15 protein-coding genes are annotated in these 25,883 nt (G+C 36.8%); 1 reads left to right on the forward strand and 14 read right to left on the reverse strand.

The window, feature by feature from the left end; all coding sequences use genetic code 11:
* Nucleotides 1-41: 41 nt before the first annotated feature.
* On the reverse strand, nt 42-2,309 hold the full coding sequence (locus tag GQR56_RS03230; RefSeq protein ID WP_166109135.1) for a DNA internalization-related competence protein ComEC/Rec2: 2,268 nt from the start codon (nt 2,307-2,309) through the stop codon (nt 42-44).
* On the opposite strand from GQR56_RS03230, the gene GQR56_RS03235 reads away from it, so the two are divergent.
* The gene (locus GQR56_RS03235) at nt 2,289-2,795 is read left to right on the forward strand and encodes a DUF2062 domain-containing protein (protein ID WP_024609834.1); all 507 of its coding nucleotides are present in this window, start codon (nt 2,289-2,291) and stop codon (nt 2,793-2,795) included. The genes GQR56_RS03230 and GQR56_RS03235 overlap by 21 nt on opposite strands.
* 92 nt (nt 2,796-2,887) lie before the next feature.
* Here GQR56_RS03235 and GQR56_RS03240 read toward each other — a convergent pair whose 3' ends face one another.
* The 13 genes from GQR56_RS03240 to pepN form a co-directional block, all read right to left on the reverse strand.
* On the reverse strand, nt 2,888-4,636 hold the full coding sequence (locus tag GQR56_RS03240) for a DUF3466 family protein (RefSeq protein WP_166109136.1): 1,749 nt from the start codon (nt 4,634-4,636) through the stop codon (nt 2,888-2,890).
* 11 nt (nt 4,637-4,647) lie between these two features.
* Nucleotides 4,648-6,561 carry an ABC transporter ATP-binding protein gene (locus tag GQR56_RS03245; RefSeq protein ID WP_024609836.1) on the reverse strand — a complete coding sequence of 638 codons (1,914 nt, stop codon included), beginning with the start codon at nt 6,559-6,561 and terminating at the stop codon, nt 4,648-4,650.
* 15 nt (nt 6,562-6,576) lie between these two features.
* Nucleotides 6,577-6,816: a glutaredoxin family protein gene (locus GQR56_RS03250; RefSeq protein WP_024609837.1), complete on the reverse strand. Its 240-nt coding sequence runs from the start codon at nt 6,814-6,816 to the stop codon at nt 6,577-6,579.
* Nucleotides 6,809-8,926, reverse strand: coding sequence for a bifunctional 23S rRNA (guanine(2069)-N(7))-methyltransferase RlmK/23S rRNA (guanine(2445)-N(2))-methyltransferase RlmL (gene rlmKL / locus GQR56_RS03255; RefSeq protein ID WP_166109137.1), 2,118 nt, complete (start codon nt 8,924-8,926; stop codon nt 6,809-6,811). The genes GQR56_RS03250 and rlmKL overlap by 8 nt, the downstream gene beginning before the upstream one ends.
* A gap of 91 nt (nt 8,927-9,017) precedes the next feature.
* The gene (locus tag GQR56_RS03260; RefSeq protein ID WP_024609838.1) at nt 9,018-9,548 is read right to left on the reverse strand and encodes a cell division protein ZapC; all 531 of its coding nucleotides are present in this window, start codon (nt 9,546-9,548) and stop codon (nt 9,018-9,020) included.
* A 128-nt stretch (nt 9,549-9,676) separates the two neighbouring features.
* Nucleotides 9,677-10,687: a quinone-dependent dihydroorotate dehydrogenase gene (gene pyrD, locus GQR56_RS03265; RefSeq protein WP_166109138.1), complete on the reverse strand. Its 1,011-nt coding sequence runs from the start codon at nt 10,685-10,687 to the stop codon at nt 9,677-9,679.
* A gap of 120 nt (nt 10,688-10,807) precedes the next feature.
* The gene (locus GQR56_RS03270) at nt 10,808-15,649 is read right to left on the reverse strand and encodes an NAD-glutamate dehydrogenase (protein WP_024609840.1); all 4,842 of its coding nucleotides are present in this window, start codon (nt 15,647-15,649) and stop codon (nt 10,808-10,810) included.
* Between the two features lie 208 nt (nt 15,650-15,857).
* Entirely contained in the window at nt 15,858-18,179 is a 2,322-nt protein-coding gene (locus tag GQR56_RS03275; RefSeq protein ID WP_166109139.1) for an MMPL family transporter, read from the reverse strand.
* Nucleotides 18,179-19,174 carry a YCF48-related protein gene (locus GQR56_RS03280; protein ID WP_166109140.1) on the reverse strand — a complete coding sequence of 332 codons (996 nt, stop codon included), beginning with the start codon at nt 19,172-19,174 and terminating at the stop codon, nt 18,179-18,181. The genes GQR56_RS03275 and GQR56_RS03280 overlap by 1 nt, the downstream gene beginning before the upstream one ends.
* 130 nt (nt 19,175-19,304) lie before the next feature.
* On the reverse strand, nt 19,305-20,669 hold the full coding sequence (locus GQR56_RS03285) for a DUF1329 domain-containing protein (RefSeq protein ID WP_166109141.1): 1,365 nt from the start codon (nt 20,667-20,669) through the stop codon (nt 19,305-19,307).
* Nucleotides 20,670-20,682: 13 nt separating this feature from the next.
* Complete coding sequence (locus GQR56_RS03290) at nt 20,683-22,782, reverse strand: DUF1302 domain-containing protein (RefSeq protein ID WP_166109142.1); 2,100 nt, start codon at nt 22,780-22,782, stop codon at nt 20,683-20,685.
* A gap of 253 nt (nt 22,783-23,035) precedes the next feature.
* Nucleotides 23,036-23,257, reverse strand: a complete 222-nt coding sequence (locus tag GQR56_RS03295) for a DUF2835 family protein (RefSeq protein ID WP_033024233.1) — start codon at nt 23,255-23,257, stop codon at nt 23,036-23,038.
* Complete coding sequence (gene pepN / locus GQR56_RS03300; protein WP_166109143.1) at nt 23,258-25,852, reverse strand: aminopeptidase N; 2,595 nt, start codon at nt 25,850-25,852, stop codon at nt 23,258-23,260.
* Nucleotides 25,853-25,883: the final 31 nt, after the last annotated feature.

A 25,883-nucleotide genomic window follows, 5' to 3' on the forward strand; every position in this document is an offset into this window, starting at 1 on the left:
TACAGTCTCTATTGTATCCTCAGGGGCGATAAAACAAAACGTCAATCTTTAATAAACCAATAACTTTCCTGTTGTCTTGCAGTTATCACGCTAATATCACTACTATAAAACTTAATACTAATTTGCCCCTGCTTACCTGTACTATATTGCTTGGCATTAATTTTATTATACCGTGCTACAACTTCGTCTTTAGGAAAACCCCACTGCCCTTGATAAGCACTTGAGTGAATAACTATTTTTGGATTCACCTTATCTATAAAAGCCTTACTCGAAGAAGTATCACTACCATGATGCGGACTAAGCATTACAGTGCTTTGAAGTAAATAACCACCTTTTAGTAGTTGCGCTTCTCGTTGTTTAGAAATGTCACCCGTTAATAAAACACTGTAATTTCCATCTGATATTCTAACTACACATGAGTCATCATTTTCATTACCAAATCCAGTCGTTTTATAACTTTCAACTATTAATCCATAAAAGTTAGCTGTGATTACTTTACACACGCTTTGTAAATTATCAGGGTGAAACTGTTTAAAACTCAGTGCAAAGCCAGCATCGATAAAATGATCAACCCCACCGGCATGATCATTGTCTTCATGGCTCAAAATTGAAGTAGAAACAATTAATTTATTTGCTTGAATGTAGGGCAGCAAAATACTGCGAGTTCGGCTAAAACGGTTAAAGTAACTCGGTCCAAAATCATATACTAGAGCATTTTTATCTTTTTCGAGCAGTATCATTAAACCATGACCAACATCAAAAACATGCAACTGCCAGTGAGGTTTTTCTGTCAATAAATAATTTATTAATAAGGTGCTTAATGGAATAAATGCCAACCATCTGTAAGGTAATAAATAGAATATTAAGATGGTTATATACGAAAAAACAACAAGCGAGGAACTAATTTCATCTGCGCTTATCCAACTTAAATGATCTGGAATCATTACAAGTAATTTAAATAAATAATTAAGGCTGTTATCTAATATCCATATAAGAATACTCATATCCAACACACTACTTATTAGTGTAATTATAATTAGCATGGGCATGATAATAAAAGACAATAATGGAATAGCGATTAAATTCAACACTAAACCAGCTAAACTAACACCATTAAAAAAGTAGAGTGACAATGGCATTAACCCAATAAACAAAGCTATTTGAATCAAAACTAAAGCTATAATTTTGTTTAAAAATGACGTATTTAAAACAGGGATTTTATTTACGACTATAAAAATAATAGCGACAGCTAAAAATGAAAAATACAGTCCAGGGTTTAATACATTAAAGGGGTTTATGAGCAACACAATTACAAGCGCAAATAAAATGCTGCGCCATCGCAATGGCTGTTTAGCTAAAAAATATAGCAATAAATAACAGCCTAACATAATCAATGCCCGTGTGGCTGAAACTAAAAAATCACTTAAATAAACATAAATAAAAGCGGTTACAAAACCTACAAAACTATAAATAATAGATAAATTTTTTGTCTGATTTCCTACGTAATTGATCTTTTTAAATAAAAATCGCGTTGTTATATATCCAAAACCAAAAATAAGTCCTATGTGCAACCCCGATATAGCTAGTAAGTGACTTAAACCAAGAGATTGCATTAATTGCTTATTATCAAAACTCATCAGTGATTTATCACCAGTAAGTAACGCATAATAAAGCCATTGAAGCTGCGTGTTTTTATATGTTGTTTGAATGAATTTACGGTAACCAAACACACGGCTGTGTTCTTTTTTATAAGTGATAGCTAATTGCTTATTTAAAACCTTACCTTTAAAAAATATTTTTTGAGTAAACGCATACCGCTCATTATCAAAAACATTAAAATTTTTATTACTTCGAAAAGACTTTAAATGGATTGTTGCATCAAAAGTATCACCAACTGATAGTAGTTGTTCCGAATTCACACTCAACATTGCATTCGGTGCTCTAAAATACGAATAGCTTTTGTCATCCAATGTTAATATTTTGGCTTTTATATACTGAGGCCGCTTATCTGAAATAACATCTTCAACTATCAGTTTTGTTTGATATGTGTACTTTTCATTCGAAATTTGAGCGCCGAAATCATAAAAAAAATAAAAATGTAGTGCTATACAACAAATAGAGCAAATAAAGCCTAACAATACGTTTAAAAACGGCTTAAAATAAGCGCTCACAATAAGGATAGAAATTGTGAATACTGTAAATTCAAGGGTCTGATAATAAAATACGGTTGCAATACACCCAATTACAAACCCAAGACTTATCCACACTGATGTAAATGGTTGCTTTAAATGGCTAAAAAAACGATCCAAAGATTTTTACCTAATCCAAATAAAATTAGACATCATAAATCACTAAGAATTTTTGGACATCTTTTGCAGGACGCAAATCTTTGGCACTTAAACAGACGCTCTGCACGTGGCGCTTTTGCTGTTGGGTTATTCTTTGCTTTCATCCCTGTTCCTTTTCAAATGGTTTTAGCGGCCGCTTTTGCAATTGTATTTAGAGTTAACCTTCCTATATCTGTCGCGCTAGTTTGGCTTACTAACCCCTTAACTATGCCACCTATTTTTTACGGCTCGTATCTCGTTGGTACATTAATACTAAATCAACCTGAGCAGCACTTTGTTTTTGAAGCTAGTTGGTCTTGGTTTTTAGAAAGTATAGAGACTATTGGTCCAGCATTTTTACTAGGCTCACTAGTGTGTGCTTCTATTGCTTCAATCATCGGTTATTTTGGTATTGATATAATTTGGCGACGCTCTGTTATCAAAGCGTGGTCAACGCGCACTAAGTAATTAGTTTAATGTTAATTACATTCTAATTACTATAGACGAAAAAAAACCCAACTTATTAAAGTTGGGTTTTTTTATATTTATTATTTAATAATTTAAAAACGAAATATACGTCTTAAACCAACCAGTGGTAATAAAAATAATGTATACCAAGGGAAGCTTGCAGAGCTACGCTCATTTTCTTCAAGCTCAGCAACAGAACAACTATCTACTTCACCATTAGCAATAGGGGTAAGTTTTACTGCAACAGCCACACTTTCAAATTCAGTATTGCCATTAACGTCGGTAACAATGCCACCTAGCGTATCTCGTTTTTCAACGGTTTTTGTAGCTACACCAAAAATTTCGTTATTTTCATTAATTACTTTAGCCTCAGCCATAGTATAAGCATAACTAGTTTCACCATCAGATTCAAAACATGGTAGTAAGTCATTTAAATTGGTGATTTTGTCTTCACCAATCTTATAAATAAATGCTTCTTTACGACGAGTATTATCAGAAACACCTACTTCGCCTTCACCAACAATGTAACCTTGGTTATTTATATCGTTACCATAAGAACTTGAACTCGAGAAGTAACCTGTAGGAAAGACTGTGCTGCCAGTATTAATGTCATGATAAAAGAACTGACTTCTTTGCGAGCCTTCAATAAATTTAACTGCATAACCTGCAATAACTTCATTATCATTTATAGCTAATGATTTACCAGATATCCAATCATCTTCTTGATCAATAAAATCAATTACATTTCCATCTTTAAAATACACTGGCATAGTTATGATAGTACTATCGTTATTGTAATAACGAGTGTGAGATGAGCCAACTACAGTGCCATTTTCATTTATAGCTAGTGCAGTACTCGTGTAAGCATCGTTCTCTGTTTCATCTTCATCAGGAGCAAAAGCTAAGCCTAGAATCTCGGTAGAGTTAATATTTAAAAACTCATCCAGTTCCCATTTAACAGCTCGTTTATTAAATACGCTTGCTGATGAATTTAATAAGTTAATACAAACAGAAGTCGGTTCATCTTCGTTATCACAATTATCGTCTATGTTTTCTAATCTATCTTCTGGTATATCTATAGATACATTGCCAACAACCGTATAACCACTATTCGTTTTAATAATATCGTTTGCGCGGCTTGTACCGCCATACTCATTAAACTCTGGTACTAAAGGTACTTGTAAGCCATCGGCACTAACGACCATTCCACGTTCAATAAATTCATGAGTAAACCATGTTTCGGCATCATCTTCATCATCAGGTGTAAACAGCACTTTATCATAAGGCGCGCTACCCCAACCTACAGAGACACCATCTTCACTTACCGCATTATAAAAATTAGTGTTTGAGCGGGTTAATCCATCATAATCAACTGAAGCAACATCAAATAATGGTTGCTCAGCTACGCTATCATTGTTGTAGATTACACCCACTAATGAACTTAATTTTTGATACTCAAAGTTTGATGTGATTCCTAGAGTACTACTACCTAAAAAGCTAACCATAAAATCATGAGCATCTGGGTTATTATCAACCGCATTATTGTTTTCTATATCATCTAAAGTGAAAGTAATTACTTTATCACTTAACTCAAAAGCATTTTCTTCACTTGAGTAAGCACTTTCGACAACATTTTCTGTAAAGTCTATGTAACTAGTGTCGATTGGCAGATTATACAAACCATTTGCTGCACCGATCATATGCCCGCTTTCACTTACATCAGTAACGTAAGAATGTTTAGCACCTTCAAGTGTACCTAATTCAGTTAATTGGTATGTTGCACTTATTGCTGATGTACTCAGTGTTGCTAAAATACTGGCAGCGAGTAATTTATATTTCATTTTAATCCTTACTACTGATTCTGTAATTCTTCAAGTTCTTCCCAGCGCTCAAGGGCAGCTTCAAGGTCAGACTCAAGTTGTGCTAAATGGTTCAATGCTTTAGTAGTTACATCACTTTCTTGTTTAAAAAAGTCTGAATTACTAACTACAGCTTGTTGAGCTTCAATATCAGCCTCAAGTTTTTCCATTTTATTTGGTAGTTGCTCTAATTCAAGCTTTAATTTGTAAGAAAGTTTATTTGCCTTAGCTGCAGGTTTAGCTACAGGAGCGACTACTTTTTCAACCTTTTTTACTGGTTGCTGTTGAGTTTTTTTTTCTTGTTCGGCTAAGTAGTTAACATAAGCTTCGTAATCGCTGTAACCACCAACAATATCAGTAACTTTACCATTACCTTCAAATGCCCAAACACTCGAACATGTATTATCAATAAATTCACGGTCATGGCTTACTATCAGCACAGTACCTTGATATTGATTAATTATATCCTCTAATAACTCAAGTGTTTCAATGTCCAAATCATTCGTAGGCTCATCGAGAACAAGAATATTAGATGGTTTTAAAAACAATTTAGCTAATAGTAATCTGTTCTTTTCACCACCAGAGAGTGCTTTAACTGGAGTACGAGCGCGGGCTGGCGGAAATAAGAAGTCTTGTAGGTAACCTAAAACATGACGCGAGCGCCCACCCATCATTACTTCTTGTTTGCCTTCAGCAACGTTATCTTGAACAGTGGCTTCTTCATCAAGTTTTTCACGATATTGGTCAAAGTAAGCAAACTCTAAATTAACACCCTGCTTAGTCTCACCGCTGTCTGGCACTAAATCGCCAAACATTAATTTTAATAATGTTGTTTTACCAATACCATTTGGACCGACTAAGCCAATTCTGTCGCCGCGCATTACAAGTGTAGAAAAGTCATCAGCAATAACTTTGTCTTTAAATGCATGACAAAGATGCTTAGCTTCAAATACTAACTTACCAGAGCGGTCAGCCGTTTCAATATTGAAATCAGTTTTACCAACTTGATCAACACGTTGTTTACGCTCCGTACGAAGCTGTTTTAACTCACGAACTCGACCTTCATTACGGGTTCTTCGTGCTTTAACGCCTTGGCGAATCCACGTTTCTTCTTCGGCTAAACGCTTATCGAACAATGCATTTTGGCTTTCTTCTACTTTTAAATCATGGGCTTTTTGCTCTAAGTACGTAGCGTAATCACCAGGGTACGAAATAAGCTTACCACGGTCTAAATCTAAAATACGCGTAGCAACAGCACGAATAAACGCACGGTCATGCGATATAAATACGATTCCGCCTTTAAACTCTTTTAAAAATTGCTCAAGCCACATTACGCTTGCCATGTCTAAATGGTTTGTTGGCTCATCAAGTAGTAATAAATCAGGTTCACTAACGAGTGCACGTGCAAGTGCCACTTTACGTAACCAACCACCTGAAAGAGATTCTAATTTAGCTTCTGGCGTTAGTTCTAATTGTGTCAAAACTAGTTGAATACGGCTATCAAAGCGCCAGCCGTCAACTGCTTCTAATTGGTTTGATAAACGCTCAAGTTTATTTAATAACTTATCGTTACACTCTGTTTGAAGCTCATTACTTACATGATGGAAATCAATCAATAAGTTAGCAATTTCAGGCATACCTTGCGCAACATAATCAAATACAGTGCCATTTGCGCCTTTTGGTGGATCTTGTTCTAAACGAGAAACTCGGATCCCACCTAGCTGATTTATTTCACCATCATCTAATACAACTTCGCCATCAAGCACTTTTAATAGAGTTGACTTACCTGCACCATTTCGACCTACAACACACACTCGTTCGCCACTTTCAATCACTGCATCTGCTTTGTTAAGTAAAGCATGAGTACCAAAAGCAAGTTGTGCTTTTAAAATTCTAATTAAATCCATAGTTCTTATTTACTCTTATTCTGTTTGCGCTAAAAATTCACGCACAGTGTGTGAGGTAAAAGGCCAAAATAATAACTCGCCTTTTTCACTTTTTAATACGGGAATACTGATTTGATACTCAGCAATAAGCTGCTCATCAGTCATAATATCAATTGGTAATAGTGTCTTACTATTACCAAGTAACGGCATAATGAGTTGCTCTGCTTGCTCGCATAAATGGCAACCATCTGTGTGGTATAAAATCCACTTAGCCATGAGTGATCAACCAGCTATTATGAATTTTTTTATTACGTTTAAAATCAGGTGATAACGTTTTATCTGAAATATTAACGGCTTTTAAACCTAAACCAATTAAGCCAACCTCATCCATTACAAAGCCACGTTTGTTATTAGAAAAAATTAAGGTACCTGATGGGCTTAAAATCTTTTTAACCCACGTTAATAATTTAATATGATCGCTTTGAACGTCAAATGCATCTTTCATTCGTTTTGAATTAGAGAACGTAGGTGGATCTAAAAATATTAAATCGTACTGTGACGTTGCGTGCTCTAACCATTTTAAACAATCTGCTTGCTCAAAGCGGTATCGCGTATTATTGATATTATTTAAATCGAAGTTGTCTTGACCCCATTTTAAATAAGTTTTTGATAAATCGACGGTAGTTATTGCTTTAGCACCACCTAACGCAGCATGTACAGAGGCTGTGCCAGTGTATGCAAACAGGTTCAAAAAGCGTTTATCTTTGGCGTTGTCTTGAATATAACGTCGCATTAAACGGTGATCTAAAAATAAACCGGTGTCTAAATAATCAAATAAGTTTACTTTAAACTTAGCACCAAACTCTTCAACAACCATAGTACGGTTTTGTTTAGCCATTGCGGTGTATTGATCTTCGCCTTTTTGCTTTTTACGCACTTTTACAGCTATATTTTCAGGCGCTATTTTAAGCTGCTGAGATGTTAAGCTAATTACATCTTGTAAGCGTTTTTCAGAGGTTTTTTCATCAATTTCTTTAGGTGCTGCATATTCAAAAATAACAGCTGAATCGCCATAAATATCAACAGCAACGTTGTACTCTGGAATATCGGCTTCATAAACACGATAAGCATTAATCTCATTTTGCTTAAGCCAGTTTTTTAGACCTTGCTTGTTCTTTTTTAAACGATTAGCAAACGACGTTGAGCCTTCAAAATTAAGGGCTTTTTTATCATCTGTAGTTAAGCTTACTTGCTTATCATCTAATTGATATAAGTTAAGTTCAACATCTAATGGACCATTTTTAAACTTATAACGCTTAAGACGAACCAGTTTTAAAAGCTTAAATAAGCTTTCATCCATACCTAATAACGCAAGCTTCCAATGATTGAAATGCTTTTTGAAACCAACACCTAAGTTACGGTGTAAATCAACGAGTTCAGCCATCGAACCAATACGCTCACCGTATGGTAAGTTAGAAATAACTACGCCTGGTAGTTTAGCAACAGCGGTTAGCTTAGTTGCATCGCTTTGCTTAAATTTAATAACATCATCAAGCTCAGCGCGTTTGGCATTATCAATCGCTTTTCCTAACACTTGCGCGTCATAATCATGACCAATTAACCATAATTTAGGATCAGTTATATTGGCGAGTAGCTCTTCTTTTAATTCTTGAAACTTAACAGCTCTAAAGCTAGGTAGGCGCTCAAAAGCAAACCCTTCACGAAATAGACCAGGTGCTTCGTTTCGCGCCATACCTGCGGCTTCAATTAAAATAGTACCTGCACCACAACACGGATCAAATAACGGTTGTTTTACATTATCAAGCCAGCCACTTCGTTTAATTAATGCAGCAGCTAGATGCTCTTTAATAGGCGCTTTACCTTGACCTTGGCGGTAACCACGTTCAGATAAACGCGGACCAGAGTAATCAATATACATTGATACGCCATAACGATTTAAACGAGCGACAACTCGTACGTTAGCGTCTTGTTTATCAACATTTGGGCGCTGTTCAAATAAATCATTAAAATAATCAACAATTGCATCTTTTATAACAAGACCAGAGAACTGTGTATTTTTTAGTGAGTCGTTAGTACCATTGAAATCAACTGCGAATGTTTGCGTTGGTCCAAACCATTCTTGCCAAGGTTGCGAGCGGGCAAAGTTATACAGGCTACTTTTGTCATCTACGCCTTCTTTTTCTTCAATAAGCATAAGCACACGCGTAGCAAAACGACTTGATAAACAAACCTTTTGCGCCAGTAATGAGTCAGCCTCAAAACGAACTGAACCCACAGTTTGCTTAGACACAGTTGCGCCAAGTTCTGTTAGTTCATCAACCAATAAATTTTCGATTCCGATAGAAGTAAGTGCGATAAATTGCAAAGTAATAACCCTTAATAGCTAATTGCGCAGGATTATAACATAGGTTGGCATACAAACACGCCATAAACACACGCTTATAAGGTAAATTTGGTTAGGCGGTTTGGCTTTGATATTGCTGATTTAGGATAGGATGTACACGATTATTCAAAATACGAATAACTTCAAACTGTGCTAATGATAAATTTTCATCAAGTTTGAAATTTTCACTTAAATTTAAACAAATAGACGCATCAGGGCAATGCTCTACAATTAAAAAATCACCAGACTGTACTTTAGATGTTAATTTTATAACAGCTTCAACACTTGGTTCTGAGCCAGTATATTCTTTAAAAAACCAACTTTTGGCTAAAACCGGCTTTAAGTGGTACTTCACAGCTGTTGCATTTAGCGATATTTGGCATACTTGGGCTGAATTCCAAATTTCAAACCCTGCCAAGTAATTATATACTTGTTCATAAAATGCAGCATCTTCAATACTAAAATAAGGATTTTTAAATACAGAATCAGTTAGTTGCCTTAATTTATAAGGAGTACATAATTGCATATCATCATTCAAATCAAGCAATAAGCGATTAGTATTAGAGCAAGTAATCCATTGCCATTGCTTAGATGCTTGTAACATATACTCCTCCTTGCTTAGTTAAATAATTTTTATAATACAATAAGCTTAGAGTATAACTGCTTTTAACCATTAGATATATGTTTACTTAGAACATTTATCGAACGATCAAAAGCTTAGATAACTGATCCTTATAAGCCGTTCAGGATCGATTTGACTAATTGTGGACCTTTATATATGAACCCAGTATAAACTTGTACCAAATCAGCGCCTGCATCCATCTTTTCTTTTGCCGATGCAGCATCATCAATACCGCCAACACCAATAATAGGAAGCTTGCCTTGAGTTAAGCGTTTTAACTCACTTACTACTTCTGTAGAGCGCATTCTTACAGGGTGTCCAGATAAACCACCAGCTTCATCTGCATATTGCTGACCAATAACAGCACTACGTTCTAAGGTCGTATTTGTTGCAATTACACCATCAATATTATTATTCAATAATGATTCACTTACTTGCTCTATTTGAATTTGATCAAGATCTGGCGCTATTTTTACGAGCATTGGTACTTGTTTATTGTGTTTTGCAATTAAATCGAGCTGTTCATTTTTCAGGCTTTGCAGTAAATCATCAAGCGCTGCACCATACTGTAAATCACGCAGACCTGGCGTATTTGGCGAGGAGATATTTACTGTAATATAAGATGCGCGTTCAAACACTTTACGCATACAGTGAATGTAATCATCTTTGCCTTGTTCGTTAGGTGTGTCTTTATTTTTACCTATATTAATGCCTAACACACCTTTATATTTTGCGGCTTTCACATTAGAAACTAAATTATCAACACCTTTATTATTAAAGCCCATTCTATTAATAATCGCATTTGACTCTGGAAGTCTGAAAATACGCGGTTTGTCATTACCTACTTGAGGTCGTGGTGTTACGGTACCGACTTCAATAAAACCAAAACCCATTTGGCTAAATGCATCTATACATTCAGCATTTTTATCAAGCCCGGCGGCAAGCCCTACTGGGTTTTTAAATTCGAGACCTAAAAAATTTACAGGTCTGTCTGCAACACTTTGCGACCATGCTACGTTTAAAGGTGTATTTGCAAAACGACGAAGATTATTAAGAGCAAATTCATGTGCCCACTCCGCATCACGGGTGAACATAAAGCGGCGAGCTAAATCATAAAACATCAATATAATCCTCTAATAAAAAATAGACAAAAAAATACCTCAGACAAGGCCGAGGTATTATATAGCAATTTTAACGATTAACTTATTATTTACGATAGAAATAATAATACATACGTTAAATTATTTAACTGGGGTATCACAGTTATGACTTAACAACATAAGTTCACGTAATGCTACTGAGAACTTAGCAAAGTCATGGCTTTGTGATGTTTTGAACTCAGCCAACATTTGTTTCCAACGTTGTAATAGCAATTCTTGGCTATCCATCCATTGATCAATTTGGCTATCAACATCAGTATCATCACCTTCAAAGCTATTTAATACAACTTCAGCGAGTGTACGTTGTTGCCAATCTAACTCTTCACGATAAGAAGAACGAGCTAATGCTTGCCAATGATTTGCTACCGGCTGCTTAGTTATTTGCTCTAAGAACCAATGTAATCCCATTCTAGCGCCTAACTTAAAGTAAGTATTCGATACCATCGAAATACTTCGCGTTGAGCTATTTGCAACTTCAGCTAAATCCATTACTGAGAACAAGCTCGATAACGAAACAATACGCTTAGCAATATCTGCTGGCACACCACTTTCTACTAACTTATTGGCCTCAACTACAATACGATCATTTTCTTTTTCAATCATATATGTATTTAAGTTATCGCTTAAGTCTTTAAACGTTGGTGCAAAAAATTCAATTCCTTGCTCAATTGTTTGTGATTTATTGCGATGACGTAAAAACCAACGTGTAGCACGGCGAACTGTACGACGAAGCTGATAAAGCATTTCGGTTTGAACAGCTGCTGGTATTTTATTATCAAGTGCGCTGATAGATGACCATGTATCGCGCATTTCAAAAATTTCACTCGCAATAGAATAACACGTCGCAATTTCAGCTTCGTTAGCGCCTGTTTCTTCATGCATACGTACCATGAAATTTAAGCCCATATCGTTAACTATGCTATTCGCTAATTTAGTTGCGATAATTTCTTTACGAAGTGGATGATTATTCATCGCGTCATTAAACTTCTCACGTAGTGGACGTGGGAATGACTTAACTAATAACTGACGATAATAAGGATTTTCTGTAATTTCATCACTTACTAACGATTCTTTTAATACCATTTTAGCGTACGAAACAAGTACAGAAAGCTCTGGTCGAGTTAAATCTTTACCTGCTGCAGCACGCTCGGCTAACTCTTCATCACTTGGAATAAATTCAATTGCACGATTTAACTTGCCTTCTTTTTCAAGCGCATGAATAAAGCGTACTTTTTCTTTAAGAGTAGAAGTGCCTTTAGATTGTGTAATTGAAATAGTATGCGTTTGACGATAACAATCTTTTAATACTAACTCAGATACTTCATCCGTCATTGAGTAAAGCAGTTCATCACGTTGTTTACGTGTTAAGTCACCTTCAGCAACCAAGCCATTAAGTAAAATCTTAATGTTAACTTCGTTATCTGAACAGGCAACGCCACCCACATTATCAATAAAGTCAGTATTAACACGACCGCCTTTAGCAGCAAATTCAATACGACCAAGTTGAGTAGCACCTAAGTTACCGCCCTCACCTATAATTTTAGCACCTAAATCTTTACCATTTATGCGAAGCGCATCGTTTGCACGATCCCCTACATCTGCATCGGTTTCTTTAGAGTTTTTAATGTATGTTCCGATACCGCCATTCCACAGTAAATCGAAGTCCATCATTAGAGATGCTTTCATTAGTTCGCTTGGCGTCATGCTTGCTTTTTTAGTGCCAAGCATTTTTTTCATTTCAGGGCTTAATGTAATTGATTTAGCCGCACGAGAGAAAACACCACCACCTGCAGAAATAAGGTCTTTATTGTAATCTTCCCAAGATGAGCGTGGCATATTAAATAAACGCTCACGTTCTGGGTAAGACGTAGCTGCATCAGGGTTCGGGTCAACAAAAATGTGCATATGGTTAAATGCAACTTGTAAACGAATATGTTTAGATAACAACATACCATTACCAAATACATCGCCTGCCATATCGCCTATAGCTACCACTGTAAAGTCAGTCGTTTGACAATCTATGTCCATTTCACGGAAATGACGTTTTACAGACTCCCACGCACCTTTAGCTGTAATACCCATTTTTTTATGGTCATAACCAACTGAACCACCCGATGCAAAAGCATCACCTAGCCAGAAGTTATATTCATTTGCTATGCCATTGGCGATATCAGAGAAAGTAGCCGTGCCTTTATCCGCTGCTACTACTAAATATGCATCATCTTCATCATGACGAACAACATCTTTAGCTGGCACTACTTCGCCGCGTTCAATGTTATCTGTAATATCTAATAAGCCACGAATAAATATTTTATAACATTCTTGACCTTCTTTGATAAACGCTTCGCGTTCACTTGGTAGTTGTTTACATACAAAACCACCTTTTGAGCCAACTGGTACAATTACTGTATTCTTAACTTGCTGTGCTTTAACTAAACCAAGTACTTCTGTACGGAAATCTTCACGACGATCAGACCAACGTAAACCACCACGCGCCACTTTACCGTAACGCAAATGCACACCTTCTACACGAGGTGAATAAACAAAAATCTCAAATGCTGGTAGCGGTAATGGCACATCAGGAATTAAGCTTGGTTGAATTTTAAATGACACATAAGACTTAAACTGACCTTCTGCATCTTTTTGGTAGTAGTTAGTACGAAGTGTTGCAACAATCATATCTACGTATAAACGTATAATACGGTCATCATCAAGGTTAGCTACATTTTCAAGCTCTAAGTAAACCTGAGTAATAAGCTTTTCAAGTGTTTTTGCACTAGCAGGCGCTTTAATTGAGAACTTTTTAGCGAATAAGTTAACTATTTGCGCTGCAATATTTGGATAATTAGCGAATGTACTTTCAATATACATTTGTGAGAAAGTAACGCCAATTTGACGCATATATTTAGCGTAAGCACGTAAAATAGAGGCTTCACGACCCGTTAAGCCGCCCATAAGTACTAAACGGTTAAATCCGTCGTTTTCTAAGCGATTGCCCCAAACATTCGTAAGCGCTGAGCGAAAACGAGCTGAAACCTTATCAAAATCAGCCATCCCTTTGCTATCAATTAGCATTGAGAAATCCATAATCCAATTAATACGACCGTCACTTGTTTTAACTGAGTACGGTGTTTCACCCACTACGCGTAAGCCAAAGTTTTCAAGCATAGGCATAACATCAGATAAGTGAATTGGCTCATCTTTATGGAATAAACTTAAACGAACAATATTGCTATTTGCTTCTTCTTGCGGACGATAGAAAAGCATCTCTAGCTTATTTTCATCGTTAAGCATTTCTAGTTTTTCAATATCTACTACAGCAGCACTTGGTAAAACCTCATCTTTGTATGAGCGTGCAAATGCGTTGCAGTATTTACGATTTAATTCGTTACCACGTGCTTCGCCTGCTGATTCTAGTAAGGCTGATTGTAATTTATCTTCCCAAGTACGGGCAGCTTCAATTAAATTATTCTCGATATCTTTCACGTTATATTCGATATTGTTGTCGGTCACACGAACGGTGTAATGAGTACGCGCTAATGTTGACTCAGAAAAATAAGTAGTAAATTCGACTTTATCGTCAGAATTAAATGCGTCACCTAAAATGTCTTGTGTTTCACGACGAAGTGCCGTGTTGTATCGCTCACGCGGTACATAAACCATACAAGAGAAAAAGCGACCATACGCATCTTTACGTACAAATAAGCGGCACATATCGCGCTCTTGTACTTGTAAAACACCCGTTGCAACTTCAAGTAATTCGCTTTCGCGTGCTTGCACTAGCTCGTCACGTGGGTATGTTTCTAAAATATTAAGTACTGCTTTGTATGCATGTGTACCTTTAGCAAAATCACACATTTCCATAATGCGATTAATTTTACTTTTAAGTACAGGCACATCTGAAGCACTATTATTGTAAAAGTTAGATGAAAACAAACCAATAAAGCGGTCTTCTCCAATCACGTTTCCTTTATCATCAAAACGTTTAATGCCAACGTAATCAATATAAGCTGGGCGATGTACACGAGAGAGTGAGTTAGTCTTCGTTAAAATAACTAAATTACTACTGCGTGCCTCTTGACGTGCCACTTCTGGCAATTCAGATAATAATCGTGAGTGCTCTTCGGTAGAGTTTTTCATTAAACCAAGGCTAGTATCCATTTTGCCTTTTAATTCATAATCACCTTGTACAGGGCTTAACTCATATTCGCGATAACCCATTAGTGTAAAGTTATCTTTAACAAGCCAATTTAAAAACTCTGCGGCTTCAGATATTTCACCGGTGTTTTTATTATGATGGCGTTTTGGCAAATCTTTACTAACAGCGATTAGCTTTTTACGGATTGGTTGCCAATCTTCTACAGCAACAGATACATCAACAAGTACCGACTCTAATTCTTTTTTGAAAGACTCAATCACAGATAAATCTGTTTGACGGTCAATTTCAATAAAAAAGACAGCTTTAGTAGATGTTGATTCTTGTTCTGCTTTTAAATTTGATAAACCCGAAATTTTAGCGTTTTTATCACGCTGTATTTTAAGTGGGCTATGAAGTAATAAGTGAGAGGCAATATTTTCGCGAGTCATGGCCATACGCACTGAATCAACTAAAAACGGCATGTCTTTAGCTATGATTTCTACAATTGTATGTGATGACTGCCAGCCATCCTTTGCCACTTCAGGATTGAAAACGCGTATAACAGCGCTGTCAGATGTGTTTTTTTCTAGTGCATTCCAAAGACTGAGTGCAGCACCATATAAGTCACTATCGTTGCGGTTTGCCAAATCCTCTTTAGACATATTGCTGTACAAGGCTTTGGCGAATTTTTCAACGAGCAAAACATTATCAGCGTGAACTTTTTTTTGGATCAGCTTGCAGACATTATCTAGGATAACCGAGGCTTGGCCTTCTTTACGTGTCATTGTATGTTCCTTAATCTATTGCTGCTCAGGAGCAGAAATTTGTACAGCCATTTATTAGCGTGGAGTCAGCTAAATTCTAACCCTTTTGCAGCTAATAAACAGCCTTTTCGATGAAAACATTTTAAGCATTTCAGCTATTTGGTCATCTATTCACAAAACATAGATATAAATGACCATTACTGGTCATTTAGGAGCAAGATTATTCACATTATTTTTTCTGGTCAGTCCAGAGTAAGCTACCAATTGCCGGTAATAACAACACTGCACCAAGCATATTTACTAAAAACATGAACGTTAATAGTATTCCCATATCAACTTGAAATTTCAAATCAGAGAAAATCCACGTGCTTACACCAATAGCTAATGTAATACCTGTAAATAATACCGCACTACCGCGTTCAACTAACGCATTTCGATACGCAACGGAAAGTGGCACATTTTGCTTAAGCTGACTCATCATCGATGACAGTATATAAATACCATAATCAACACCAATACCTACACCAAGTGCAATAACAGGCAAAGTAGAAACCGTTAGGCCTATTTCTAATTGCACCATAAGCGCTTGTGCCAACGTTGATACAACATAAAGTGGTAATACAACCGCAATTGTTGCTTTTACACTTCTAAAACTCATTAAGCATAAAATAATAACGGCGCCATAAACGTAAAGCATCATTGGTATTTGTGCATCAGAAACCGACTCGTTAGTAGCAGCCATTACACCAACCGGACCAGAAGCTAACTTAAAGGCAATTTTATCTGTCCCTTCTTCTAGGGCAAACTGCTTAACACTTTCAATAACACGGTCAATAGTTTGTGCTTTGTGGTCATCTAAAAAGATAATCACTGGCATTACAGAACAATCACCATTGAGTAAACCAGTACTGGTTTCTACTCGAGCAGTTGATTGTACTAAGCTGGCTGAATTACGCGGTAAACTTTGCCATTTAAGATTACCTTCGTTATAACCCGCATTTACCGACTGTGCTACAGAGCTTAAACTAACCGCCGATTGCACTCCCACTACATTTTCTACTTTGTATTGAAAACGGCTAATATGTTCCATTACATCGTGTTCAGTACACGCTGCAGGATAAGCCTCAACAATCACTTTTAAAATATCAGATGAAATAGTGTATTTGTCAGATATTAAAAATGTATCTTGATTATAACGTGCATCTTGATGAAGCGAAGGCGCCCCTGCATGTAAATCACCAATACGCATTTTGTCTGCTTGCCAATAACCTAATGCAAATAATACTAAGGTGAAGCCTATAATCATTTTAGCAACTTTAGGATCGGTTGCCTTGACAAGTAAGTCTCTTATTTTATCAAGCATGTTTGGCTTTTCTGCATCACCAGACTGAATATGTACACTGTTTTCAAAGCGCATGTAAGATGCCCAAACAGGCAACAATATTAAATTGGTGAAAATAATAACCGCTACACCTAAACTTGCTGTTATGGCAAGTTCACGGATTATGCCAATATCAATAGTTAGTAATGTTAAAAAGCCGACCGTGTCTGAAAGCAGTGCAATACCGCCTGGTATTAATAAAGCTCTAAAGCTCGATTGACAACAAATACGCGTACTTTTCCCTTCCCCTACTTTTTTACCAATCGCATTGATCATCTGCACACCATGGCTTACACCAATAGCAAACACCAAAAACGGCACCAAAATAGACATAGGATCAAGACCAAAACCTAAACTAGAAAGCAATCCTAATTGCCAAACAACGGCAATAATAGAACACGCTATAGGTAAAATAGTCAGTTTTAAACTACCGCAAAATAACCAAACCATAATAAAAGTAAAGGCAATAGCAATGGCAAAAAATACAACAACGCCTTTTGCACCTTCTGCTATATCGCCAGCCATTTTTGCAAAACCAATAATATGAATACTTACTTTATCAGTACTTAAAGGCTCTCTTAATTCACTTTCTAGTTTTTGTGCAAAAGATAGCGTATCTAGTTTTTGTTGTGTTTGCGGATCAGTTTCTAAAAGCTGTGCTGTTACCATTGCACACGAGTAGTCACTGGCAATCATTCGCCCTACTACTTTGGCTTTTTCTATGTTCTCTTTAACAACCCCTAAACCATGCGTATCTGCTTTAAAGTTTGCAGGGATAATAGGACCACCGGCAAAACCATCTTCAACAACTTCAACAAAACGGGCGCTTGGTGAAAATATCGAATTTACTAAAGGACGGTTAACCCCTGGAATAAAATAAAGCTGATCGTGAACGGCTTTTAACTGTGTAAAAAATTCAGGGTTAAATATATTACCACTGTCGTCGCACACCGAGATCAAGATGCTGTTTGCGCCACCAAATTGCTTTTCATGCTTGGTGTATACTTTCATGTACTCGTGATTTAGTGGAATATTTTTATTGAACGAAGCATCAAGTTGAATTTGCGTCGCTTTAAATACCAGTAAACACGTTATAAGTGCAAAACTTATAAGCATAATTAAACGATGTCTAAAAATCGCTTTTTCTATTAAATCTAAAATTTTATGCATTAAGGGGTCAACTCCTTCACTTTAATGCCATCTTCTGTTGCCATGATTAATTTATTATCCATAATCACACCATCAAGAATCGCTTTACCATCAGCCAGTTGCTCATGGGTAAGCAATCCATCTTTTAAATGAAAAATAACACCACTGTTTGCCAGCATTAACCATTGTTCGTTATTATAATTAATGATGCTGTTAACGGTTGCTGTTTTAACATTTTCTAAATGCTGCCAATCTTGCTCATTGCGTTGCTTGGTAAACACATTGCCACGTAAGCCTGCAACAACCTCTTGTGTATCATCAGAATTAAAACCAAAAAATGAACCTGGGTATATTTCTTCAATTCTTTGCCAAGTAATACCATTGTCACTACTTCGAGCCATTAAACCCATTTCGCCTACGAGTATAAGCCCATCATTTGTATTCTCTATGCGGTTAAAATGAGGCAAAATGGAGGCTGTTTCAGCTTCATATCCTTGTGGGTCATTCTCTTTTAAATCGTTCAAGTAGTCTTGGTCTTCACTAAAGAGTAAAGAGTCTAAAAAACGTTTTTGCCAATGCTTACCGCCATCAGAGGTTTGGTAAAACATCCCATAAGCACCTACCATAAAACCATTTAAGTCATCTTCAAAAAGAATATCTAGGCATGGTTTATCTAACTCTGGTAACGCTTGTTGTAATTGCCAATTAACACCACCATCAGTAGTGTTAATAATGGTTGCATCGTGCCCGCATGCCCAGCCATTATTTTCATTGCTAAAATCTACCGCAGTCAATAATACTTGTGTTGGTACCAATTGAGCTTGTTGCCAACTTGCACCATCACTGCTTTTAATTACTGTGCCATGCTTACCAACAGCAATAATGTTGCTACCCGCTTTTGTTATATCTGTTAATAGGGTTTTGTCTGCGTGGGTTACGTTAATTGCATTTTTAGGAGCATCTTGTGCAACACTCGCACCGCTTATAATCAGGCTGGCATATACCAAATACTTCATAAATTTTAATCGCCTTGAACTGAAGGATTGTTTGTCTTTATTACTCGGGAAGGTCCAGCGCGTGAAAAAGACAAACGCGATGAGAAAGGAGAAAGGCATCTAACATATTAGCTAGATACCTACTTTATAACTATCTACCAGCGCGACGCAATGCGCTTGATGTAAACTCGTTATCGTTAAACGATTGTGAAAAATCGTACATTTTTTCTTGGTTATCTAAACCAATTGCTAAATAACGGCGAGAATTTAAATCATGATAAACTTCTAATGTGCTCCACTGGGTAGGCACTTCGTAATAGTTAAGACCATAGGCCATTGCTACGCGATAAAGTTGATCACGGTTATCATAGATATCTGTAACCTGTACTTGCCAGCTATCTTCATCAATATAAAAAACACGTTTTTTATAAATATGGCGTGTATCATCTTTTAAGTTTGCTTCTACAACCCAAACACGGTGTTTTTCGTAACGTGTATGTTCTGGATTTATATGCCCAGGCATTAAAATATCATCGTACTCTAGCTTATCACTATGAAGTTTATAGCTGTTGTAAGGTATATATAACTCTTGCTTACCCTTTAGTGTCCAGTTATAGCGATTAGGCGAGCCATTAAACATGTCAAAATCGTCAGTAGTACGTAAGCTATCTGCTGCGGTACCTGGTGCATCATATGCAACATTAGGTGCACGTCGAACGCGGCGTTGCCCCGAGTTATAAGTCCATGCTTGGCGCGGCGTTAATATTTGATCCATTGTTTCATGAACTAATAATGCAGTACCCGCTAAACGAGCTGGTTCTGTAACGCTTTGTTTAAACTTAAACAAAATATTTGAATCTTGCAGCTCTGCTGGAGTAGCGCTAGGGTCTGAATATTTAACCAGTAACTGCTCATCAAAACCTACATAGTTATAAGTACCTGATGCCGTTGGTGCTGCTTGACCACCAAAACGCTCAATAGACTGCCCACGATAACGTAGCAAGTGATTCCAAATTGCCTCTAACCCTGTTTTAGGAATAGGAAATGGAATACCAATTGCTGTATTTTTAATTCCGTTTCCGCCTTCAACTAGTTCAGCTGTTGCTGCAAACTGTTTCGTAGCATCATAAACAAATTGAGGAAAAGAAGCAGAACGGCGAGTTTCGTATACTGGCATTTTAAATGTATCTGGGTACGCTTCAAATAATGCAATTTGCCCTGGGCTTAAGTTTGCCTTGTACTTATCAATATTACTTTTATCAATAGTAAAAAGCACTTTATCGGCAGTAAATGGGTCTAGGTGGTGCATTCCAGGCTCATAGCCAGCAGGTGCAGTTGTAATACCATTATTCCAAGCAGGAATAGATCCATCTGCATTAGCTGCTTTTTCTGCGCCAAGTGGTGTTAAGTCTTTACCTAAGTGAGCAACTTCTTCAGCGCTCAATTTTGCTAAAGCTGCGCTGCTTGCAAACAAACTACAAAAAGCTGTAGCAATGAGGGTAGGTTTATTAATCATAGTAATGTTACCCCTAAATAGAATATTTTAGATTAAAAGAAACGTAGTCGCGGTCTGAGAAAGTATTTATATCACCGCCACCCCAAAACGAGTTGTAGCTCACATCAAGTGACCACGCATTTTGGTAATTAAAGTTCATGGTTGCGCCTAATGACTTACGGTCTTCAATAAATAAGAACATAGGATCTGGCGTATTACCATTTACGTCATGAGAAAAAACAAAACGTGGTGAAAAGTTAATGCCATTATAAAGATTAAAGTAATCACCTTTAGCAATTAGACGATAACCCCATGATGAAGCTGTCGCGAATGACTTCTCTTCTGCACCATTAGATAAACCAAGTTGTAATGTTGAGTAATCAGTAGTACCTGGACCGGTAATTGTTCCGCTTCTACCTGTACCCGATACATTTAAACGCATCTCATCATAAGTAGGCATACTGTGAATACGTACTCCACCTACTTCACCTACCACAGCCCAGCTATCAGCTCCCAATGAAGGACCAAATAAATGAGTCGCAGTAAATTGTAACTGTGATGTGTTGCGTTCAATATAACCTTGTGCAATTTCACCCGGACCTACAGAGCTTATAGCATCGCCAAAACTCATCTGTGAAATACCAGCAAAATCAGGGCGAATACCAGCAACAGCTAACTGCTCAGGCATTGCTGTATAAAGTAACTCAACGTCATCAATTTGCAGTGGTTCATCTTCGCGAAAAGTAAACTCACCTGCAAATGCAGTTTCGCCCAATGACGTATTAAAACTTAAACCATAAAGCTTAATATCTTCTGGGTATTCGTTGGTTGCTTTAGAAAAGGCTTGAAGCTCAGAAATATTATTGCTAGTAATTTCAGTACCACTTAGCAATATCGATAAATCTTGAGCAATTGCTTCTGAAGTAAAGTTAGATACACGACCAGAAATAAGTGGACGACGACTATGATAATTCACATGATATAATGCAACCTCAGTATCATTAAAATCAGGTAAAAACACACCTAGGCGTAAGCCGTATTGACCACCGTCATCTGGTTCTGATTTACCATCATCGCCTTTACCTTTTAGCGCAACCTTAGTTGGATGCGCAAGATACATTTGAGCTAGTAATGCACTGCCCTCTGCACTTGAAGGATCAATACCTTGAGCTGCAGCGGCTTGAGCAAAATCAGTGGTTAAGTTATTTAAGCTATTTGTTAAAAATGCTAAATCTATATCGGGATTAGAAGTAAAACCCAGTTGAACATTTTGTTGATAGCCATTTTCAGCAGCAAAATCATTAGTAGAAAAATAAGTGCCTGCAGCTGGCAAGCGTGTTTCTTGCCATTGGTACTGATAAAAACCCTCAAGGGTAATGTTTTCAGTAATACCTAATGAAGCCCACAACATTCCAACCGGAATAAACGCTTCTTTAAGCTCAGCACCTGGTGCTTTTAAACGGTCTATATCAACTGGGTTTACGTTAATACCATGCGAGATAAGTGTACTTTCTCCCCAGTTAACTACTTGTTGACCAATTCGAACAGAAAGAGGGTTATTACCATCATTTAGATCGAAATCAGCCCATACAAATGCATCAAGTAAACGAATATCTGCACAGCTTTGCGCTTTTGTCGCTCTATCGTCACATGGGTCTACACCTTCACCAGACGTTGGGTTGGAATAGGCATGATAACCATCCATAAGTGCAAAGTCGTAAAAATACATAAAACGAGTAAACAGACCATAGTTATCTTTATTGATTGATAAGTCGTGCGTACCCTTTAATAATTTAGAAAATGAATCACCGCTATCAAAATTTAAATTACCTGCATCACCATTATTTGAGTATGAACCTGGTTGAGCCCATACATCTTGTGATGAATAAATTGTATTTGATGCAGGATGATAGCCTGTCCAATCAAAAGCAGGATTGTTACTTTTACCTATTAAGTTAAAGTCCCTGTCTTCTACTCGAGTACTCTGTCCATATGAAAAAGTTGAATCGAAGGTAATATCAAACCCTCCGGCCTCAAATGTTACAGCGTGTGTGTTGGCTGCAGATAGCCCTAAGCTAGCGGCTGCTAGACCTAAAACAATTTTATTTCGAACAAAAAGCGATCTTCTTATCATTGTGGTTCCCCCCTGTCGCGGGTCATTTTGTGTGATCAAGTTATTGTTTTTAGTGTAATCGTAACGATAGAAGCGAATTAGATAAATTACAAATTAGTCGCATCCAATCAGTTATAAATTTTTTAAATGGCTGACGTTTACGTATTGGTAAGACGTCGTACCAGACAATTTATACACGTTATTTAACAATAGGACAAATTGAAATTAACAAAAAGATAATATTTTTATAATTATATAACATAAAAATAAAGTGTTAAGCCACTCGTTCAATGCGAATAAATTTGTTTTCGGGGGTTAATAACATTCTAAAACGACCTCGTATTCCTAGGCTCGAAATATAAGGTCTTAAATGATGAGCAGAAAAACGAATGGTTTTCCCGCCATCTTCAACTACTTGCAATGAGCTAAAACGACCATGGTAGTAATCCATGCAGTCGCTATAGCTCAGTTTTAAACTAAAATAATACTCAGTCATCTAGGCAAGCGCTTTCTCTACTTTTTCAAACAGATCATCGCTAAGGCCGTCTAAATTGGCCAAACGTAATAGCTGCTGTTTCATCGCTTGTGCACGCTCACCATCATAACGTTTCCACGACATAAACGGAGTAAGCATGCGAGATGCATTTTGTGGATTTATTGCGTTAAGTTTTATTAATAAATCACCTAAAAGCGCATAGCCCTCACCATCAGCACGATGAAAGTGCTGTGTATTAAAATGGCTAAAACTACCCACTAATGCGCGAACGCGGTTAGGATTTGAAAAATCAAAACATGGGTGCTCGTATAACGCTTTTATATTTGCAATAGCATCATCTGCGGTTTGCATAGCTTGCAGAGCAAACCACTTATCCATAACCAATACATCATGACGCCACTGGCTATCAAAATGATTTAGTAACTCGTTACAAATTGGGTGCGATGCTTTAACTGCAGCGCTCAATGCACCTAATACATTGGTCATATTAGATGAACCAGCAGAATACCTAATAAAGTCTGATGCATGAGGACTATCTGTTTGAGCCAGATAATGTAAACACAACTGCTTTAATGAACGAATAGCCACCGCACTTGCACTTACACTTCCGTCATCTATTAGTGATTCAAAACATGTTATAAATTCAGCAGTTAGAGCTTCGGCAATTTGTTTTTCAAACGCATTTGTTACGGCAATAATGTCATCAACTGGAATTACGTCAAATTCAGCCGCTAATGTATCAAAACTTGGTAGTTTTAGTAGTTCTGCAATTAATGCTAAATCACCTTGTTTTGAGCTTACTAAGGCGCGTAGCGACTCAATAATCTCATCACTTAATAGGTTACTACTCGCTTTAATTACATTATCTTTAACTGCATTTATAAATAATTGTTGTTGAGCATCCCAGCGTGAAAAATCACTACGAGCAAAACGCATTATATGCAGTAAATCTTGCTCACTAGTATGTTGATTCAAAATACAAGGCGCCGAGAAATCTTCAAGCAATACAGCAACCGGTTGTTCTGTAATATTATCGAACTTAAATATTTGAGTATCTTTAGTTACATCAAGTACATAGTCAACTTTTTCGCCTTTATATTGTAATTCAATGCTTTTACCATTCGAATCCAATAATTCAATAGCAAAAGGAATATGCAATGGCTTATTATCTACCTGATTAGTCGGCGCAGTTTGCTCTATTGTCAAACTGTATGTATTAATATTTGCGTCATAATGTTGTATCGCATTTAAACGAGGTGTGCCCGATTGACTATACCAGCGTTTAAATTGCTCAAGGCTTACGCCCGATGCGTCACTCATTGCACTCACAAAGTCATCGCAAGTAACTGCTTGACCATCGTGTCGCTCAAAATAAAGTGTCATACCTTTTTGAAAGTTAGTTTCACCTAGTAATGTATGCATCATGCGAATCACTTCAGCACCTTTGTCATACACGGTAACCGTATAAAAGTTATTCATTTCAATAACTTTTTCAGGGCGAATAGGATGCGACATAGGTCCTGCATCTTCACTAAACTGGTGAGTACGCATTACTTTTACTGCATCAATTCTGTTTAAAGCCCGTGAACCTAAGTCACTACTAAACTCCTGATCTCTAAATACCGTTAAACCTTCTTTTAGCGATAATTGAAACCAGTCTCTACAGGTAACTCGGTTGCCAGTCCAGTTGTGAAAATACTCATGCCCTACTATCGATTCAATCGTATGGTAGTCTTTATCCGTTGCAGTTTCTTGGTTTGCTAAAACACATTTACTATTAAAAATATTTAAACCTTTATTTTCCATTGCGCCCATATTGAAAAAATCAACGGCTACAATCATATATATATCAAGGTCATACTCTAAATTAAAGCGTTCTTCATCCCACTGCATTGCTTTTTTGAGCGATGCGATTGCGTGAGGAGTTTTCGACAAATTTCCTTTATCAACAAACAGCGCTAATTCAATATCTCTACCACTTTTAGTAATGTAATTATCTTTTAAAACATCAAAATCGCCAGCAACCAATGCAAATAAATAACTTGGCTTTTTAAACGGGTCTTGCCATTTTGCAAAATGACGACCATCTTTTGTTTCACCACTATCGACTTTATTACCATTTGAAAGTAAATGTGGGTATTTAGTATCGGCAATAATAGTTACGTCAAATGTAGATAAAACATCAGGACGATCCATGTAATACGTAATTTTTCTAAAACCCTGCGCTTCACATTGCGTGCTATAAGCACCACCCGATAAATAAAGCCCTTCTAGTGATGTATTCGTTTCTGGTGATATCTCTGTCACTATATTGAGTTGGCAGCTATCTGGCAGGTTATTTATAATAAGTTGCTCGCCCACTATTTCATAATCAGTAACATCAACTGTATCAATCGATAAAGAAATTAGGCGTAAATTAATTCCATCTAGCACTAATGGTGCATTTTTAGCACCACTACGATTTAGCGTTAACAGCGCACTTACTTTAGTCGTTAAAGGCTGTAAATCAAAAGTAAGTTCTGTGTGGTCAATTAAAAAATCCGGAGCTTTGTAGTCTTTTAAATATTGCGTTTGAGGTTTGCTTGATTCAGTCATATATACTCCAAAAAAAGCTCCTTTGAACAAA

Source organism: Pseudoalteromonas sp. Z9A5, from assembly GCF_011378875.1.
Lineage (GTDB): Bacteria > Pseudomonadota > Gammaproteobacteria > Enterobacterales > Alteromonadaceae > Pseudoalteromonas.

Excerpts from the sequence above, each read along its gene's own strand:
- GQR56_RS03235 (WP_024609834.1), top strand. The coding sequence starts at position 2,289 with ATGGCTAAAAAAACGATCCAAAGATTTTTACCTAATCCAAATAAAATT.
- GQR56_RS03240 (WP_166109136.1), bottom strand. The coding sequence starts at position 4,636 with ATGAAATATAAATTACTCGCTGCCAGTATTTTAGCAACACTGAGTACA.
- GQR56_RS03245 (WP_024609836.1), bottom strand. The coding sequence starts at position 6,561 with ATGGATTTAATTAGAATTTTAAAAGCACAACTTGCTTTTGGTACTCAT.
- GQR56_RS03250 (WP_024609837.1), bottom strand. The coding sequence starts at position 6,816 with ATGGCTAAGTGGATTTTATACCACACAGATGGTTGCCATTTATGCGAG.
- GQR56_RS03260 (WP_024609838.1), bottom strand. The coding sequence starts at position 9,548 with ATGTTACAAGCATCTAAGCAATGGCAATGGATTACTTGCTCTAATACT.
- pyrD (WP_166109138.1), bottom strand. The coding sequence starts at position 10,687 with ATGTTTTATGATTTAGCTCGCCGCTTTATGTTCACCCGTGATGCGGAG.
- GQR56_RS03270 (WP_024609840.1), bottom strand. The coding sequence starts at position 15,649 with ATGACACGTAAAGAAGGCCAAGCCTCGGTTATCCTAGATAATGTCTGC.
- GQR56_RS03275 (WP_166109139.1), bottom strand. The coding sequence starts at position 18,179 with ATGCATAAAATTTTAGATTTAATAGAAAAAGCGATTTTTAGACATCGT.
- GQR56_RS03280 (WP_166109140.1), bottom strand. The coding sequence starts at position 19,174 with ATGAAGTATTTGGTATATGCCAGCCTGATTATAAGCGGTGCGAGTGTT.
- GQR56_RS03285 (WP_166109141.1), bottom strand. The coding sequence starts at position 20,669 with ATGATTAATAAACCTACCCTCATTGCTACAGCTTTTTGTAGTTTGTTT.
- GQR56_RS03290 (WP_166109142.1), bottom strand. The coding sequence starts at position 22,782 with ATGATAAGAAGATCGCTTTTTGTTCGAAATAAAATTGTTTTAGGTCTA.
- GQR56_RS03295 (WP_033024233.1), bottom strand. The coding sequence starts at position 23,257 with ATGACTGAGTATTATTTTAGTTTAAAACTGAGCTATAGCGACTGCATG.
- pepN (WP_166109143.1), bottom strand. The coding sequence starts at position 25,852 with ATGACTGAATCAAGCAAACCTCAAACGCAATATTTAAAAGACTACAAA.